Genomic DNA, 19,390 nt, shown 5'->3' on the forward strand with positions numbered 1-19,390 from the left:
GACTGGAATGGTGAGAACCGATGGCAGACGAGGCGAAGCTCCGGGATTACCTGAAATGGGTGACGACGAATCTGCACGAGACGCGTCAGCGCCTTCGTGACGTCGAGGACCGCTACGGCGAGCCGATCGCGATCGTCGGCATCGGGTGCCGCTATCCCGGCGGGGTGACGTCTCCGAAGGAGTTCTGGCGGCTGCTCTCCACCGGGGCCGATGGCGTCGCCGGGTTCCCGGAGGACCGCGGCTGGGACGCCGAGGCGCTGTTCGGCCGCGAGCCGGACGGCACGGTGCCCAAGCCCGAGGCCGGGTTCATCGACGACGCCAGCGGATTCGACGCCGGATTCTTCGGGGTCAGCCCGCGCGAGGCGGTCGCGATGGACCCGCAGCAGCGGGTGCTGCTGGAGGTCTGCTGGGAAGCGCTGGAGCGGGCGGGGCTCGACCCGACTTCGCTGCGCGGCTCGCAGACCGGCGTGTTCGCGGGCGCCGCGCTGTCCGGCTACGGCTTCGCCGCCGAAGAGGACTTGGACGTCCACCTGATGACCGGGACCTCGACCTCGGTCATCTCCGGCCGGGTGTCCTACTCGCTGGGCCTGGAAGGACCCGCGGTCACCGTCGACACCGCGTGTTCGTCCTCGCTGGTGGCACTGCACCTTGCCTGCCAGTCGATCCGCACCGGCGAATGCGACCTCGCCCTCGCCGGCGGGGTCACCGTCACCGCGATCCCGATCATGTTCACCCAGTTCGCGCGTCAGCTCGGCCTGGCCTCGGACGGACGCTGCAAGGCGTTCTCCGCCGACGCCGACGGCATGGGTGTCGCCGAGGGCGCGGGCATGCTCGTGCTGGAACGGCTGTCGGTCGCCCGGCGCAACGGGCATCCGGTGCTGGCGGTGGTGCGGGGTTCCGCGGTCAACCAGGACGGCGCCTCCAACGGCCTCGCCGCGCCGAACGGCCCCTCGCAGCAGCGAGTGATCCGCGCGGCGCTCTCCAACGCCCGGCTGTCCCCACAGGACGTCGACATGGTGGAGGCGCACGGCACGGGGACGACGCTGGGTGACCCGATCGAGGCGCAGGCGGTGATCGCCACCTACGGCCAGGACCGGGCGGAAGGCCGTCCGACGTGGCTGGGCTCGGTGAAGTCGAACTTCGGGCACACCCAGGCCGCGGCCGGGGTCGCGGGCGTGATCAAGACAGTGCTCGCGCTGCAGCACGAGCGCATGCCGCAGACCTTGCACGCCGACGAGCCGTCGCCGCACATCGACTGGTCGGCCGGGGACGTCCGGCTGCTGTCGGAAGCGCGGCCGTGGCCGTCCGGCGAACGGACCCGCCGGGGCAGCGTGTCCTCGTTCGGGGTGAGCGGCACGAACGCGCACTTCATCATCGAAGAAGCTCCGGCCCTGGAAGAAACCGAGGCCGAGGACAGCACCGAAGACCAGCCGCAGGACACCGTCGAAGTCGCCGAAGTCCGGACCCCGGTGGTGTCGGGTGGCCTCGCCTGGTCGGTCTCCGGCCGGTCGGCGGACGGTCTGCACGCGCAGGCCGCACGGCTGCTCGACTGGACGAGCAGCCGGCCCGAACTGTCCACAGCGGACATTGCCTGGTCGCTCGCCGACACCCGCTCCGTCTTCGAGCACCGCGCCGTGGTGATCGGCGCCGAACGCGCGGAGCTGGTCGGCGGTCTGCGCGAGCTGACCGCCGGGGAGACGGTCTCCTCGGTCGTGACCGGCGTCGCGCACGGACAGGCCCGCACGGTGTTCGTGTTTCCCGGCCAGGGTTCGCAGTGGCTGGGCATGGGTCGTGAGCTGGCGCAGGTCAGTCCCGTTTTCGCGGCACGCCTCGCCGAATGCGAGCGAGCGCTGGAGCCCTTCGCGGACTGGAAACTGTCCGAAGTGCTTCAGGACGAGCTGGAGTCGGCTGACCTGGTGCAGCCCGCGCTCTGGGCGGTGATGGTGTCGCTGGCCGCGGTGTGGGAAGCGGCCGGGGTCACCCCCGAAGCCGTCGTCGGCCACTCGCAGGGCGAGATCGCGGCTGCCACGGTGGCGGGCATTCTGTCCCTTGAGGACGGTGCGAAGGTGGTTGCGCTGCGTTCGCGGGCACTGCGGGCGATCACCGGCACCGGCGGCATGCTGTCGGTCACCGAACCGGTCGAACGCGTCGAAGAGCGGCTGCGGGCGTGGGACGGGCGGCTGTCGATCGCCGTGATCAACGGTCCTTCGACGGTGGTGGTCTCCGGCGAGATCGAAGCGCTGGGCGAACTGCGTGCGCAGCTTCAGGCGGACGGGATCCGCGAGCGCCTGGTGAAGGTGGACTACGCCTCGCACTGTGCGCAGGTCGAACAGCTCGAAGACGAGATCAAGTCCCTGCTCGCCGAGGTGCGCCCGCAGACCGGACGGGTGCCGCTCGTCTCGGCCGTCACCGGCGAACTGCTCGACGGCACCGCGCTCGACGCCGGGTACTGGTACGACAGCTTGCGCGCCACGGTCCGCTTCGAAAAGGCGGTCCGCACTCTCGCGGGCACGGGCCACCAACTGTTCGTCGAGGTCACGCCGCACCCGGTGCTGCTGGCCTCCATGACCGACACCCTCGACGCGGCCGCCGACGAAGCGGGTCCGGGCACCCAGCCCGCCGCTGTGTGCGCCACGTTGCGCCGTGACGATGGCGGTGCGACGCGGCTGCTGACCTCGCTGGCCGAGGCTTTCGTCGCCGGGGCCACTGTGGACTGGACGGCCGTGCTCCCCGCCGGAGAGCGGGTGGAACTGCCCACTTACGCGTTCCGCCATGAGCGTTACTGGCCGAAGGGCACCCTCGGGTTGCCCGGCACCAAGACCGTCGGTGGCGGCGACCCGGCGTCGCTGGGCCTCGGCGCCGCCGGGCACCCGCTGCTGGGCGCGGTGGTGGAACTGGCCGACGGCGGCATGCTCGCCTGCACGGGCCGGCTTTCGCTGCGTTCGCACCCGTGGCTGGTCGACCACGCCGTGGGCGGCGTCGTTCTGCTGCCCGGCACCGGATTCGCCGAACTGGTCGCGCAGGCAGGCCGGCAGGTCGGCTGCGCGCTGATCGAAGAACTGACCTTGCAGGCGCCGCTGGTGCTGCCCGCGGACAACACCGGCGTGCAGGTGCAGGTGGTGGTGTCCGCGGCCGACAGCACCGGCCGCCGCGACGTGAACGTCTTCTCCCGGCTCGACCGGCCGGACGAGGACCACGAGTGGGAGAAGAACGCGGCCGCGGTGATCGCCGCCGCCTCCGACAGCCCCGTCCAGACCGCGGATCTCGCGGTGTGGCCACCGCGGGACGCCACCGCGGTCGACATCTCCGACCTGTACACGGTGCATCTCGCCGACGTGTACGGCCCGGCTTTCCAAGGACTGCAGGCGGTTTGGCTGCGCGGTGAGGACATCTTCGCCGAGGTCGCGCTGCCTGAGCAGGTGGCCGCGGACGCGGAAGCGTACGGGCTGCACCCGGTGCTGCTGGACTCGGCGTTGCTGGCCGGAGTCGTCGCGGACGCGGCGAAGCCGGAGGCGGACGGCGACGGCGATCAGGGCCAGATCCGGATGCCGTTCGCCTGGACGGGCGTGCAGCTGCACTCCCGGGGCGCCGCGACGCTGCGGGTCCGGCTGCGCCGGGACGCACAGGGCAACCTGAGCATGTCCGGTGTGGACGCCGACGGCCGCGCGGTGGTCTCCGTGGGTTCGCTGGTGACCCGGCCGGTCTCGCCGGAGCAGTTGCAGGCCGGGGACGAATGGCTGAAGGAAGCGTTCTTTACCGTCGAGTGGACGCCGTTGGCGGACAAGAACATCCCCGGCGGCGACTGGGCGCTCGTCGGCGCTGACCTGTTCGGCGTGGCCGAGGAACTCGGCGTGGCCGGGATTCCGGTGCAGGCCTACGAAGACGTCGCGCAGCTTGTCGCCGCCGAGACCGTTCCGGCGCTCGTGCTGTCCTGCGTGCAGGGCGACACCGACGACGTGCCGGCCGCGACCCAGCAGGTCACCGCGCACGCCCTCGAAGTGACGCAGGCCGTGCTCGCCGAGCGGAGGCTCGAACCGGCGCGCCTGGTCGTGCTCACCCGGGGCGCGGTCGCCGTGCGGGCCGGGGAAGACCTGTCGGACGTGGCCTCCGGCGCGGTCTGGGGTCTGCTGCGGTCCGCGCAGCTGGAGAACCCGGAGCGGATCGTGCTGGCCGACCTCGCCGGCGCCGGGGAGGTCGCCGCGCTGGCCGCCGCGCTGGGCAGCGGGGAACCGGAACTGGCCGTCCGCGACGGACAGGCCCACGGCCGACGGCTGACCCGCCCGGCCGGTCAGCTGGCGGTGCTCGACCCGGCCGACATCGCACCCGCGCCGGATTCGCGCACCGCGCTGATCACCGGCGGCACCGGAACGCTGGGCGGGGTCGTGGCCCGGCACCTGGTGACCACCCGCCGGGCAGACGGCGTGCTCCTGCTCAGCCGTTCCGGCGCGGGCGCGGACGGAGCGGCCGCCACCGCGGCCGACCTGGCCGAGCGCGGCGCTTCCGTGCGGATCGTCGCGTGCGACGTGGCGGACCGCGACGCGCTGGCCGCGGTGGTGGATGCCGTTCCGGCGGACTGTCCGCTCGGCTCGGTGTTCCACGCCGCGGGCGTCATCGACGACAGCATGGTCGAATCGCTGACCCCGGAGCGCCTCGCCTCGGTCATGCGCCCCAAGGTCGACGCCGGGTGGCATCTGCACGAGCTGACCCGCGACCTCGACCTGACCGACTTCGTGGTCTTCTCCTCGGTCGCCGCCGCCTTCGGTGGCGCCGGGCAGGCGAACTACGCCGCGGGCAACGCTTTCCTCGACGCGCTGGCCGCGCACCGCCGCGCGGCCGGACTCGTGGGCACCTCGCTCGCCTGGGGGCCGTGGATGCCCGAGGCGGGCATCGGCCGCGACCTCGACGAGGTCATGCTGCGCCGGATGACCGGGTCCGGTCTGATGGCGCTGGACGAGCAGGAAGGCCTCGTCCTGCTCGACCTCGCGCTCGGCCGCGCCGACGCGAACCTTGTCACCGCGCGGCTGGACAAGACGGCGCTGCGCGCGCAGGCCGCCGCGACCGGCATCCCGGCGCTGTGGAAGGTGCTGGCCGACGATTTCCTCCCGCGCCGTGCGGTCGCCGCCGCGGACACCGGGGGTGCCGGCGCTTCCGACGGGCTGCGCCGCGAACTCGCCGGGCTGGCCGGGGCGGAACGCGACCGGGTGCTGGTCGACCTGGTCCGCACGCACGCGGCCGCGGTGCTCGGGCACTCCTCCGGCGACGCGATCGAGCCGGGCAAGCCGTTCACCGACCTCGGGTTCGACTCGCTGATCGCGGTCGAGTTCCGGAACCGGCTGAACCCGGCGACCGGGCTGCGGCTGCCCGCCACGCTGGTCTTCGACTACCCGAACCCGGTGGCACTGGCCGGTTTCCTGTGGGAGCAGCTCGCCGACGACCTGGAGGACCTCGCCGGCGTCGAAGCGCCCGCCGCCGCACCGGCGCCGCAGGCGGTGGTGGACGGCGAGCCGATCGCGATCGTCGGCATGGCCTGCCGGTTCCCCGGCGGCGCGACCAGCCCCGAGACGCTGTGGGAGATGCTCTCCACCGGCGGCGAAGGGCTCTCCACCTTCCCGACCGACCGCGGGTGGGATCTGGAGGCGCTCTACGACCCGGATTCCGAACGCACGGGGACTTCCTACACGCAGGTCGGCGGTTTCCTCCGGGAGGCCAGTGCGTTCGACCCCGGGTTCTTCGGGATCAGCCCGCGCGAGGCGCTCGCGATGGACCCGCAGCAGCGGTTGCTGCTGGAGACCTCGTGGGAGGCGTTCGAACGCGCCGGGATCGACCCAGCGACGCTGCGCGGCTCCCAGACCGGCGCGTTCGTCGGCGGCTACGGCTCTTCCTACCTGGCGCTCAGCATGGAGGACGAGGAGGAGCTGGAGAACCTCGGCCCGCACCTGATGACCGGCAACGCGGCCAGCGTGCTGTCCGGCCGGGTTTCCTATGCGCTCGGCCTGGAAGGCCCGGCCGTCACCGTCGACACCGCGTGCTCGTCCTCGCTGGTCGCGCTGCATCTGGCGACTCAGGCGCTGCGCGGCGGCGAATGCTCGCTGGCGCTGGCCGGCGGGGCCACGGTCATGGCCAGCCCGGACGGGTTCCTGGCCTTCTCCCACGCTCGCGGTCTCGCGGCGGACGGCCGGTCGAAGGCGTTCGCGGACGCCGCGGACGGCATGGGCATGGCCGAGGGCGCGGGCATGCTCGTGCTGGAGCGGCTGTCGGATGCCCGGCGCAACGGGCACCCGGTGCTGGCCGTGGTGCGGGGTTCGGCGATCAACCAGGACGGTGCGTCGAACGGGTTGACGGCGCCGAATGGTCCTTCGCAGCAGCGGGTGATTCGGGCGGCGCTGGCGAACGCCGGGTTGTCGGCGTCCGATGTGGACGTGGTGGAAGCGCACGGCACGGGGACGACGCTGGGCGACCCGATCGAGGCGCAGGCGTTGCTGGCGGCCTACGGACGTGATCGGGACCGTCCACTGTGGCTGGGTTCGGTGAAGTCCAACATCGGGCACACCCAGGCCGCGGCCGGGGTGGCGGGGATGATCAAGATGGTGCTCGCGTTGCGGCACGAAGAGCTTCCGCAGACGCTCCACGTGGACACGCCTTCGTCGCATGTGGACTGGGAGGCCGGAGATGTCCGGCTGCTGACCGAAAAGCGGCCGTGGACGCCCGGTGACCGGGTCCGCCGCGCCGGGGTTTCGGCGTTCGGTGTCAGCGGCACCAACGCGCACGTGATCATGGAAGAAGCCCCCGCTTTCGAGGGCACCGCGGAGGTCGCGGCTCCGGAGCCGGTGCTGTCCGGCGCGGGCGCGTGGGTGCTGTCCGGCCGGTCCGGCGCCGCGCTGGCGGCGCAGGCGGACCGGTTGCGGGAATGGGCGCTGGCGAACCCGGACGCGGACCCGGTCGACGTGGGCTGGTCGCTGGCCACCACCCGGTCGGTGTTCGAACACCGCGCGGTGGTCGTCGGCGAGCCGTCCGGCGGGCTCGAAAGCCTGTCCGCCGGGGTGACCTCCTCCGAGCTGGTCTCGGGGGTGTCGGAGTCCGGCACCCGAGTGGCGTTCGTGTTCGCGGGCCAGGGTTCGCAGTGGGTCGGCATGGGCCGGGAGCTCGCGCAGGCGAGTGCGGTGTTCGCGGCGCGGTTGGCGGAGTGCGAGGTGGCTTTGGAGTCTTTTGTGGACTGGAAGCTGTCCGATGTGCTCGAAGGCGAGCTGGAGTCGGCGGATGTCGTGCAGCCTGCCTTGTGGGCGGTGATGGTGTCTCTCGCCGCGATGTGGGAGGCGGCTGGCGTCCGTCCGGATGCCGTGGTCGGGCACTCGCAGGGCGAGATCGCGGCGGCGACTGTTGCGGGCATGTTGTCCCTTACGGACGGTGCGAAGGTCGTTGCGCTGCGGTCGAAGTCGCTGAAGGCCCTGGCAGGTCTGGGCGGCATGTTGTCGGTGAGCGCGGCTGCCGCCGAAGTGGAAGAGCGGCTGGGCCGGTGGGGCGAGCGGCTGTCGCTCGCCGCGGTGAACGGTCCGTCCGCGGTGGTGGTTTCCGGCGCGCCGGAGGCGTTGGCGGAGCTGAAGTCCGAACTGGATGCCGAGGGTATCCGGGCGCGGATGGTCGCGGTGGATTACGCGTCGCACTGTGCGCAGGTGGAAAGCCTGGAAGAGGAGATCCGCGCGGTGCTGGCGGGGATCGAGCCGCGGCGTGGCCGGGTGCCGATGGTGTCGGCGATGACCGGGGAGAACCTCACCGGCGAAGAACTCGACGCCGGCTACTGGTACGAAAGCCTGCGCGCGCCGGTGTACTACGAGCGCGCCGTGCGCATCCTCGCCGACCGCGGCTACCAGCTGTTCATCGAGGTGACGCCGCATCCGGTGCTTCTCGGCGCGACGAACGACACCGTCGAGGACGCCGCGGCCGCCGCGGGTCCCGGCGCGGTGGTGGCCGCGGTGTGCGGCACCCTGCGGCGCGACGACGACAGCGCCGCCCGAGTGGTCCGGTCGATGGCCGAAGCCTTCGTGCGCGGTGCCTCGGTGGACTGGACCTTGCTGCTGCCTGCCGGGCGGCGCATCGAACTGCCCACCTACGCGTTCCAGCACCAGCGGTACTGGCCCGCCGGTGCGCTTCCCTTGCCGACAGCCAAATCCTCTGGCGACGGCCGGCTCGTCAGCTCCGCGGCGGACGCCGAATTCTGGTCGGCCGTGGAGAAGGGCGACCTGGCTTCGCTCGGCGAAACGCTGTCGCGGGAAGGGGCGCGTCCGTTCAACGAGGTGCTGCCCGCGCTGGCGTCCTGGCACCGCGGGGAACAGGACCGTTCGACCGCCGCGAACTGGCGGTACCGGGTCGGCTGGGCCGCGGTCGCGGAACCCGGGACCGGGTCGCTGACCGGTGCCTGGCTGGTGGTGGTCCCCGAGGGCGTCGAGCCGGTGTGCGCGGCCGCGTTGGCCGCGCGTGGTGCCGAGGTCGTCGTGGCCGAGGTCCCGGCCGGTGTCGTGGACCGGGCCGAAATCCTGGCGGGCGCCGAGTTCGGCGAGCTGTCCGGGGTGGTGTCGCTGCTGGCGCTGGACGAGTCGCCGGTGGCCGGGCATTCCTCGGTGCCGGTGGGCTTGGCGGCGACGCTCGGCCTGGTGCAAGCGCTCGGCGACGCCGGGCAGAACGTGCCGCTGTGGGTGCTCACCCGCGGCGCCGTGGCGGCCGGGCTGGGCGAGACTCTCGCGAGCCCGGTGCAGGCGCAGGTCTGGGGCCTGGGCCGAGTGGTCGGCCTGGAGCACCCGGAGCGTTGGGGCGGGCTGATCGACCTGCCGGAGACCTTCGACGAGCGTGCGGGTGCGCGGCTCGTGTCGGTGCTCGCCGGGGCGGGGGAGCCCGAGGTGGCCCTGCGCCCGGCCGGGATTCTCGGCCGCCGTCTGTCGCGGGTGCCTCGCCCGCGTGCGGGCCGGACCTGGTCGCCGCGAGGCACGGCGCTGGTCACCGGCGGCACCGGCGCGATCGCCGGTCATGTGTCGCGTTGGCTGGCTGAGCAGGGTGCGCCGCGCGTGGTGCTGACCGGACGTTCCGGGCCCGCTGCGGCCGGCGTCTCCGAGACGGCGGCGTGGCTGGCGGAGCAGGGCACCGCGGTGGACGTGGTTTCCTGCGATGTCACCGATCGGTCGGCGTTGGCCGGGCTGATCGCCTGGTGCGGTCCGGAGTTGACTTCGGTGCTGCACACCGCCGCGGTGCTGGATGACGGCGTGGTGGACCGGCTGACGGTGCCGCGCCTGGAGACGGTGCTGGCGGCGAAGGCGGCGGCTGCCGCTCACCTGGACGAGCTGACCGCGGATCTCGACCTGGACGCGTTCGTGTTGTTCTCGTCGGCGGCTTCGACGTTGGGCGGTCCTGGGCAGGGCAACTATGCGGCGGCGAATGCGTATCTGGACGCGCTGGCGGAGCATCGCCGGGCGCGCGGGCTGGCGGGTCTGTCGGTCGCCTGGGGGCTGTGGGCCGGGATCGGGCTGGCCGACTCGAACGAGGCCATCCGGTCGCGGATGCGCCGCATCCCGATGCCCGCGATGGAGCCGAAGCTCGCCGTGCGCGCGCTGGCCGATTCGCTGGCGGGCACCGACCCCGTGGTCACCGTGATGGACGTGGACTGGGAGCAGCTCGGGTCCGCCGCGGGCACCGCCGAAGTGCACCAGATGCCGCTGGTGCGGGACATGCCGGAGATCCGACGGCTGGCCGCCGCCACCGCGGCGAACCGGACCGCGGCCCCGGCGGCGGGCGAGCTGGCCCAGCAGCTCGCCGGGCTCAGCCACGCCGAACAGGAACGCGTGCTGACCGATGTGGTCCGCGCGCAGGCCGCGGTGGTCCTCGGCCACGCGTCGGCCGAGATGGTGCAGGCCCGGCAGGCGTTCCGGGACCTCGGGTTCGACTCGCTGACCTCGGTGGAATTGCGCAACCAGCTCAACGCGGCCACCAAGCTGCGGCTGCCCGCCACGCTGGTGTTCGACTACCCGACGCCGCTCGCGCTGGCCGGTTTCCTGCGCGGCGAGCTGATGGGCGACCAGGAACAGGTCGCGGCGCCGGTGGCTCCCGTGGCGGCGGTGCCGGTGGACGAGCCGTTGGCGATCGTGGGGATGGCGTGCCGGTTCCCGGGTGGTGCGGCGAGCCCGGACGAGTTCTGGGAGATGTTGCGTTCGGGTACGGATGCGGTGGGTGCGTTCCCGACCGATCGCGGTTGGGATCTGGAAGGGTTCTACGACCCGGACCGGGAGAGCGAAGGCACCACCTACACCCGTTCCGGTGCTTTCCTGCGGGACGCCACCGGTTTCGACGCCGGGTTCTTCGGGATCAGCCCGCGCGAGGCGTTGGCGATGGACCCGCAGCAGCGGTTGCTGCTGGAAACCGCCTGGCAGGCGGTGGAAGGCGCCGGGATCGACCCGACCACGCTCAAGGGCAGCGCCACCGGCGTGTTCGCGGGCGGTTTCGGCTCCGGCTATGCCATCGGCATGGCGCTGACCGGTCAGGACGGCGCCGGGGTCGAAGGGCACCTGATGACGGGCAACTCGACGAGTGTGCTGTCGGGGCGGCTGTCCTATGTGCTCGGTCTGGAAGGGCCTGCGGTCACGATCGACACGGCGTGTTCGTCGTCGTTGGTGGCGCTGCATCTCGCGGTTCAGGCGGTGCGCTCGGGTGAGTGTTCGCTGGCGCTGGCCGGTGGTGTCACGGTGATGGCGACTCCGTTCTCTTTCGTCGAGTTCTCGCGCCAGCAGGGCTTGTCCGTGGACGGGCGATGCCGGGCGTTCGCGGACGACGCGGATGGCACCGGCTGGGCCGAGGGCGTGGGCATGCTGGTCGTCGAACGGCTCTCCGATGCTCGGCGCAAGGGCCACGAAGTCCTCGCCTTGGTGCGGGGAAGCGCGATCAACCAGGACGGTGCGTCCAACGGTCTGTCCGCGCCGAACGGTCCTTCGCAGCAGCGGGTCATCCGGGCGGCGCTGGCGAACGCCGGGTTGTCGGCGTCCGAAGTGGACGTGGTGGAGGCACACGGCACGGGGACGACGTTGGGCGACCCGATCGAGGCGCAGGCGTTGCTGGCGACCTACGGCCAGGAACGGGCTGGGGACCGTCCACTGTGGCTGGGTTCGGTGAAGTCGAACATCGGGCACACGCAGGCCGCGGCCGGTGTCGCTGGTGTGATCAAGATGGTGCTGGCGTTGCGGAACAAGGAACTTCCGCGCACGCTGCACGCCGAGACGCCCTCGTCGCATGTGGACTGGACGGCCGGCCGGGTCGAATTGCTGACGGAGAACGTGGCTTGGGAATCCGAGGGACGGGTTCGCCGGGCGGGCGTGTCGGCGTTCGGGATCAGCGGTACGAACGCGCATGTGATCGTGGAGGAAGCGCCTGCCGTCGAAGAGGTTCCGGCGGTGGAGCCGGCTCCGGTGGTGTCGGGCGTGCGGCCTTGGGTGTTGTCGGGTCGCAGCGCGGACGGGTTGCTCGCGCAGGCGGGTCGGCTTCGCGAGTGGGTGGTCGGCCGTGGGCTGGATCCGGTGGATGTCGGGTGGTCGTTGGCGACTACGCGGTCGGTGTTCGAGCACCGGGCCGTGGTGGTCGGGGACGATGCGCTGAGCGGTTTGTCGGATTTGGCGGCTGGGGTGTCGTCGGGTTCGGTGGTGTCCGGGGTTGCCGATCCGGGTGCTCGGGTGGGTTTGGTGTTCGCGGGTCAGGGTTCGCAGTGGGCGGGTATGGGCCGGGGACTGTATGAGTCGAGTCCGGTGTTCGCCCAGGCCTTCGACCGGGTTTCGGGTTTGCTGGAGCTGGAGCTGGGTGTTTCGGTTCGGGACGCCGTGCTTGATCCGGAGACACCGGGCAGCGATCAGACCCTTTACGCACAGGCTGGGTTGTTCGCTTTCGAAGTGGCGTTGTTCGAGGTGTTGCGCGCCGCGGGTGTTCGGGCGGATGCGGTGGTCGGGCATTCGGTGGGCGAGATTGCGGCGGCGTATGCGGCGGGGGTTCTTTCCCTGTCGGATGCGTGTCGTCTGGTGGCGACGCGTGCTCGGTTGATGCAGGCGTTGCCGGTGGGTGGTGCGATGGCGGCGATCAACGCGCCGGAGGCCGAGGTGCTGGAGTCGCTGGAGCCGGGGGTCTCGATCGCGGCGGTGAACGGGGCGGAGTCCGTGGTGGTCTCTGGCGAGGCCGACGCGGTCGAGCGCGTCGTGGCGCGGTGGAAGGAGCAGGGCCGTCGTGCTCGGCGGCTGCGGGTGAGCCATGCGTTCCATTCCGCCGCCATGGATCCGGTGCTGGACGAGCTGGGCGAAGTGGCCGCGGGGTTGGCGTACGAGCGTCCGGAGCTGTTGTGGGCGGGTGCGTTGACCGGCGAGCTGGTCGCTGACTGCGAGGCCGAGTACTGGCCCGCGCAGACGCGGGATGCGGTGCGGTTCGCGGATGCGGTGGCTGCGCTGGTGGAGCAGGGGATTTCGGTGTTCCTGGAGGTCGGCCCGGACGGTTCGCTGTCCGCGCTCGGCACCGCGGACGCCGCGTTCGTCCCGTTGCAGCGCAAGGACGGCACGGGCCTGATCGCCGGGCTGGCGCAGGCTTTCGTGCAGGGCGTGGGCGTGGACTGGAGCACGCTGATTCCCCAGGGGAACCGCGCGCAGCTGCCGACGTATGCCTTCCAGCACCAGCGTTACTGGCCGGACGGCATCCTGGCGATGCCGAAGGCCGGTGCGGACGACAGCCCCACCTCCGCCGCCGACGCCGAATTCTGGGCGGCGGTGGAGAACGGCGACCTCACCGAACTCGCCGATCGACTGTCCATCGAGGACCACACGAAGCTCGGCGAGGTGCTGCCCGCGTTGGCTTCCTGGCGGCGGCGCGAGCAGAACCGTTCGGCCACCGCGGACTGGCGCTACCGGATCAACTGGACGCCGGTCGAGGGACTCGACCCGCGGCCGCTGACCGGCACCTGGCTGCTCGTCGCCCCGGCGGACCACGACGTCACCGGCTACGCCGAGGCGTTGTCCTCGCGCGGCGCGGAGACCCGGGTGGTCCGGCTCCCGGCCGGCACGGCGGACCGCCTCGAGATCGCGGCCGAGTTCGACGACGTCGATCCCGCCGAAGTGCGCGGCGTGCTGTCGCTGCTGGCCTTGGACGAGACCTCAACGCCGGGACATCCCGTGGTGGCCGGGGGATTGGCGGCCACGCTCGGCCTGGTGCAGGCACTCGGCGACGTGATCATCGACGCCCCGCTGTGGCTGGCTACGCGCGGTGCGGTGGCGGCCGGCGCCGGGGAGACGCTGGCGAGCCCGGTGCAGGCGCAGGTCTGGGGCTTCGGCCGCGTCGCCGGTCTCGAACACCCCGACCGCTGGGGCGGGCTCATCGACCTGCCGGAGACCTTCGACGAGCGTGCGGGTGCGCGGCTGGTTTCGGTGCTCGCCGGGGCCGGGGAGCCCGAGGTCGCCATCCGGCCGGCGGGCGTGCTCGGCCGTCGGCTGGGCCGCGCCGCGCGGGGCCGGGACGCCGAGGGCTGGTCGCCCCGGGGCGCGGTGCTGATCACCGGCGGGACCGGCGCGATCGCGGGCCACGTGTCGCACTGGCTGGCCGAGCGCGGTGCGCCGCGCGTGGTGCTGACCAGCCGTTCCGGCGCCGGTGCGCGTGACGTCGCGGGGACGGCGGCGCTGCTCGCCGAGCGGGGAACCTCCGTCGACGTGGTGGCGTGCGACGTTACCGATCGGTCGGCGTTGGCGGGCGTGGTCGAGTGGTGCGGTCCGGAGCTGTCCTCCGTGCTGCACACCGCGGGCGTGCTGGACGACGGCGTGGTGGACCGGTTGTCGGTGCCACGCCTGGAATCCGTGCTGGCCGCGAAAGCCGCGTCGGCGGGTTACCTGGACGAGCTGACCGCGGATCTCGATTTGGATGCGTTCGTGCTGTTTTCGTCGGCGGCTTCGACGTTGGGTGGTCCGGGGCAGGGCAATTATGCGGCGGCGAATGCGTATCTGGACGCGCTGGCGGAGCATCGCCGGGCGCGCGGGCTGCCCGGGCTGACGGTGGCCTGGGGTGTCTGGGCGGGCGGCGGTTTCGCCGAATCGAGCGAGGTCGTGCGGGAACGGGTCAAGCGCGGCCTGATGCCCGCGATGGACCCACAGCTCGCCGCACGGGCGCTCGGCGAAGCCCTCGACGGACCGGACGCCGCGGTCACCGTGATGGACGTCGACTGGGCACAGCTGGAGTCCTCCGCCGAACTGCGGAACGCGCCGTTGGTGCAGGAGCTGCCGGAAGTGCGGCGGCTCGGCTCCGCCAAGGCCGCCGCGGACACTACGCGCGGCGAGGGCGACCTCGCCCGCACGCTGGCCGGGCTGAACCCGACGGAGCAGGAGCGGGTGCTCACCGAACTGGTGCGCACCGAGGTGGCGATCGTGCTCGGGCACGCCTCGGCGGAGGCGATCGAGGACCGGAAGGCGTTCAAGGACCTCGGGTTCGACTCGCTGACCTCGGTCGAGCTGCGCAACCGGCTGGGGGCGGCGACCGGCGAGCGGCTGCCCGCGACGGTGGTGTTCGACTACCCGACGCCGGTGGCGCTGGCCGCGTTCCTCCGCGAGGAACTGACCGGCGACCTGACCGCCCCCGTGGCCGCGGCTCCCGTGGCGGCGCTGCCGGTGGACGAGCCGTTGGCGATCGTGGGGATGGCGTGCCGGTTCCCGGGTGGTGCGGCGAGCCCGGACGAGTTCTGGGAGATGTTGCGTTCGGGTACGGATGCGGTGGGTGCGTTCCCGACCGATCGCGGTTGGGATCTGGAAGGGTTCTACGACCCCGACCGGGGCAGCGCCGGCACCTCCTACACGCAGTCGGGCGCGTTCCTGCGCGACGCCACGGAGTTCGACGCGGCGTTCTTCGGGATCAGCCCGCGCGAGGCGCTGGCGATGGACCCGCAGCAGCGACTGCTCCTGCAGACCTCGTGGGAAGCGTTGGAGCGCTCCGGAATCGACCCCGCCGCGCTCAAGGGCACCGCTACCGGCGTGTTCGCCGGTGGCTTCGCTTCCGGCTACGGGTTCGGCGTCACCCTGTCCGGCCAAGCCGGTTCCGGTGCCGAAGGGCACCTGATGACGGGCAACTCGACGAGTGTGCTGTCGGGCCGACTGTCCTATGTGCTCGGTCTGGAAGGGCCCGCGGTCACGATCGACACGGCTTGTTCGTCGTCGTTGGTGGCGCTGCATCTCGCGGTTCAGGCGGTGCGGTCGGGTGAGTGTTCGCTGGCGCTGGCCGGCGGGGTCACCGTGATGGCCAACCCAGGCACTTTCGTCGACTTCTCGCGCCAGCAGGGGCTTTCCACCGACGGGCGGTGCCGGGCATTCTCTGACGACGCGGATGGCACGGGCTGGGGCGAAGGCGTGGGCATGCTGGTCGTCGAACGGCTCTCCGACGCCGAGCGCAACGGCCATCGAGTGCTGGCTGTGGTGCGGGGTTCGGCGGTGAATCAGGATGGTGCGTCGAATGGTTTGACGGCGCCGAATGGTCCTTCGCAGCAGCGGGTGATTCGGGCGGCGTTGGCGAATGCCGGGTTGTCGGCGTCCGATGTGGACGTGGTGGAGGCGCACGGGACGGGCACCAGACTCGGGGACCCGATCGAGGCGCAGGCGTTGCTGGCCACGTACGGGCGGGACCGTGACCGTCCGCTGTGGCTGGGTTCGGTGAAGTCGAACATCGGGCACACGCAGGCCGCGGCGGGTGTGGCGGGCGTGATCAAGATGGTGCTGGCGTTGCAGCATCAGGAGATTCCGCGCACGCTGTACGCAGAGCACCCGTCGTCGCATGTGGACTGGACGGCCGGCCGGGTCGAGCTGCTGACCGAGAACACGCCGTGGCCGGCCGCCGGAAGTCCGCGCCGCGCCGGTGTCTCCGCGTTCGGGATGAGCGGCACCAACGCGCACATCATCGTCGAGGAGGCTCCCGCGCCGGAGCCCGCGGCCGCGGTGCCGGCCGACGATCCCACGGCCTGGGTGTTGTCGGGCCGCAGCGCGGACGGGCTGGCCGCGCAGGCGGGTCGGCTTCGCGAGTGGGTGGCCGGGCGTGGGCTGGATCCGGTGGATGTCGGGTGGTCGTTGGCGACTACGCGGTCGGTGTTCGAGCACCGGGCCGTGGTGCTGGGCGACGATCTCCTGAGCGGGCTGGACAGCCTGATCGGGGAAGTGTCGTCGGGTTCGGTGGTTTCGGGCGTCGCGGATCCGGGTGCTCGGGTGGGTTTGGTGTTCGCGGGTCAGGGTTCGCAATGGGCTGGTATGGGTTGGGACCTCTACGAGGCGAACCCGGTGTTCGCCCAGGCCTTCGACCGGGTTTCGGGTCTGTTGGAGCTGGAGCTGGGCGTTGCGGTCCGGGATGTGGTGCTGGATCCGGGAACCCGGGACGGCGATCAGACCTTGTTCGCGCAGGCTGGGTTGTTCGCCTTCGAGGTGGCGTTGTTCGAAGTGTTGCGGGCGGCCGGGGTTCGGGCGGATGCGGTGGTGGGGCATTCGGTGGGTGAGATTGCGGCGGCGTATGCGGCGGGTGTGTTGTCCCTGTCGGATGCGTGTCGTCTGGTTGCTACTCGTGCTCGGTTGATGCAGGCGTTGCCGGTGGGTGGTGCGATGGCGGCGATCAACGCGCCGGAGGCCGAGGTGGCCGAGACGCTGGTCGACGGCATGTCGATAGCGGCGGTGAACGGTCCGGAGTCGGTGGTGGTTTCCGGTGAGACCGAGGCGGTCGACCAGCTTGTCGCGCTCTGGAAGGAGCGCGGGAACCGGGTTCGGCGGCTGCGGGTGAGCCATGCGTTCCATTCCGCCGCGATGGATCCGGTGCTGGATGAGCTGCGTCAGGTGGCTGAAGGGCTCACGTACGAGCGTCCGGAGCTGTTGTGGGCGGGTGCGTTGACCGGTGAGCTGGTCGCTGACTGCGAGGCCGAGTACTGGCCCGCGCAGACGCGTCGCCCGGTCCGGTTCGGGGAGGCGGTGGAGTCCCTTGTGGCGCAGGGGATTTCGGTATTCCTGGAGGTCGGCCCGGACGGTTCGTTGTCCGCGCTCAGCCCGGCCGATGCGGCGTTCGTCCCGTTGCAGCGCAAGGACGGCACCGGCCTGATGGCCGGGCTGGCGCAGGCTTTCGTGCGCGGCGTGCACGTGGACTGGCGCGCCGTGCTGCCCGCCGGCCAGCGGCTGGACCTGCCGACCTACGCCTTCCGCACGGAACGGTTCTGGCCGGAAGGCATCCTGAAGCTGCCGAAGGCGGGCGCGACGGAGGTCCAGGACAGCGCGGCCGACGCCGAGTTCTGGGCGGCGGTCGAAGGGGGCGACCTGAGCGGTCTCGCCGACTCGCTGTCGGTGGACAGCACGCGGCCGTTCCACGAGGTGCTGCCCGCGCTGGCCTCTTGGCGGCGACGCGAACAGGACCGGTCGACCACCGCGAACTGGCGTTACCGCATCACCTGGGCTCCGGTCTCGGAGCCGGACGCCCGCGTGTTGTCCGGGACCTGGCTCGTCGTCGCGCCGAACGCCGACACTGCCCGGGATTGCTTGGCAGCGCTGGAAACCCGGGGCGCGGACGTGACCGTGGTCGAATGCCCGGCCGGGACGGTGGACCGTGCCGAGTTCACCGCGCTGCTGTCTGACATCGACCGCGATGCGGTGTCCGGGGTGGTTTCGCTGCTGGCCCTGGACGAGACGCCGGTCGCCGGGCACGCTTCGGTGCCGGCGGGCTTGGCGGCGACGCTCGGCTTGGTGCAGGCGCTCGGCGACGCCGGGGTGACCGCCCCGCTGTGGCTGGCGACTCGGGGCGCGGTGGCGGCCGGGCCGGGGGAGACCCTGGTCAGCCCGGTGCAGGCGCAGGTGTGGGGTCTGGGCCGGGTTGTCGGCTTGGAACACCCGGAGCGTTGGGGCGGGCTGATCGACCTGCCGGAGACGCTCGACGAGCGTGCGGGTGCGCGGCTGGTTTCGGTGCTCGCCGGGTGCGGTGAGTCCGAGGTCGCGCTCCGTTCGGCCGGGCTGCTCGGCCGTCGGCTCGTGCACGCCGGACGACCGGCGTCGCAGCCGTGGACGCCGCGAGGTACGGCGCTGCTCACCGGCGGCACCGGCGCGATCGCCGGGCATGTCGCGAGGTGGCTCGCCGAACAGGGCGCGCCTCGGGTCGTGCTGACCAGCCGTTCCGGTCCCTCGGCACGCGGGGTCGCCGCGACCGTCGCGGAACTGGCCGCGCTGGGCACCTCGGTCGAGGTGGTGGCGTGCGACGTCACGGAGCGGTCGGCGTTGGCGGGCTTGGTCGAGTGGTGCGGTCCGGAGTTGTCTTCGGTGCTGCACACCGCGGGCGTGCTGGATGACGGAGTGCTGGACCGGCTTTCGGTGCCGCGTTTGGAGTCGGTGCTGGCGGCGAAGGCCGCGTCGGCGAAGGACTTGGACGAGCTGACCGCGGATCTCGACCTGGACGCGTTCGTCCTGTTCTCCTCGGCGGCTTCGACGCTGGGCGGTCCGGGGCAGGGCAACTATGCGGCGGCGAATGCGTACCTGGACGCGCTGGCGGAGCACCGCCGGGCGCGCGGGCTGCCCGGGCTGACGGTGGCCTGGGGTGTCTGGGCCGGCGGCGGGCTCGCCGAGTCCACCGAGGCGGCGCGCAAACGGCTCGAACGCGGCGCGATGCCCGCGATGGACCCGAGGCTGGCCGCGCGGGCGCTGGGCGAGGCCCTGCGCGGACCGGACCCGGTGCTCACCGTGATGGACGTCGACTGGACCGAACTCGCCTCGGGGCCGGGCACGGCGGGGCTGCGCGCCGCGCCGCTGATGCGGGACCTGCCGGAGATCCGCCGGATGGCGAGCACCGCGGCCGAGCCGTCGGCCCGCCCCGAAGGGGACCTGGCCGCCCGGCTGGCCGGACTGGGCCGCGCGGAGCAGGAGCGGGTGCTCACCGAACTGGTGCGCACCGAGGTGGCGATCGTGCTCGGGCACGCCTCGGCGGAGGCGATCGAGGACCGGAAGGCGTTCAAGGATCTCGGGTTCGACTCGCTGACCTCGGTGGAACTGCGCAACCGGCTCGGTGCCGCGACCGGGCGGCAACTGCCCGCGACGCTCGTGTTCGACTACCCGACCCCGAGCGAACTCGCCGCGTGGCTGCGGACCGAACTGCTGCCGGACGGCCCGGACGACGCCGCGGAGCCGGTGCTGGCCGAGATCGGCCGGCTCGAAGCCGCGCTGCGGGACGGGGCTGGCGACGAACCGGTGTGGGCCGAAGCAGGCGAACGGCTGCGCAGGCTGCTGGAGGTCATCGGCGACCAGACCACCGCAAAGACCAAGAAACGGCGCGAGGAAGACCTCGAGACCGCCTCCGACGACGAGCTGTTCGCACTCGTCGACGGACTCGAGTGAATCCGCGCCGCCGA

1 protein-coding gene is annotated in these 19,390 nt (G+C 72.2%); it reads left to right on the plus strand.

Translation table 11 applies throughout. The features are described 5' to 3' along the window. Nucleotides 1-20 precede the first annotated feature (20 nt). Nucleotides 21-19,376, plus strand: a complete 19,356-nt coding sequence (locus ACLJPX_RS17090) for a type I polyketide synthase (RefSeq protein WP_410600943.1) — start codon at nt 21-23, stop codon at nt 19,374-19,376. Nucleotides 19,377-19,390: the final 14 nt, after the last annotated feature.

This window comes from Amycolatopsis sp. lyj-90, assembly GCF_046549035.1.
Lineage (GTDB): Bacteria > Actinomycetota > Actinomycetes > Mycobacteriales > Pseudonocardiaceae > Amycolatopsis.

Coding starts and splice junctions, on each gene's coding strand:
- ACLJPX_RS17090 (WP_410600943.1), top strand. CDS start 21: ATGGCAGACGAGGCGAAGCTCCGGGATTACCTGAAATGGGTGACGACG.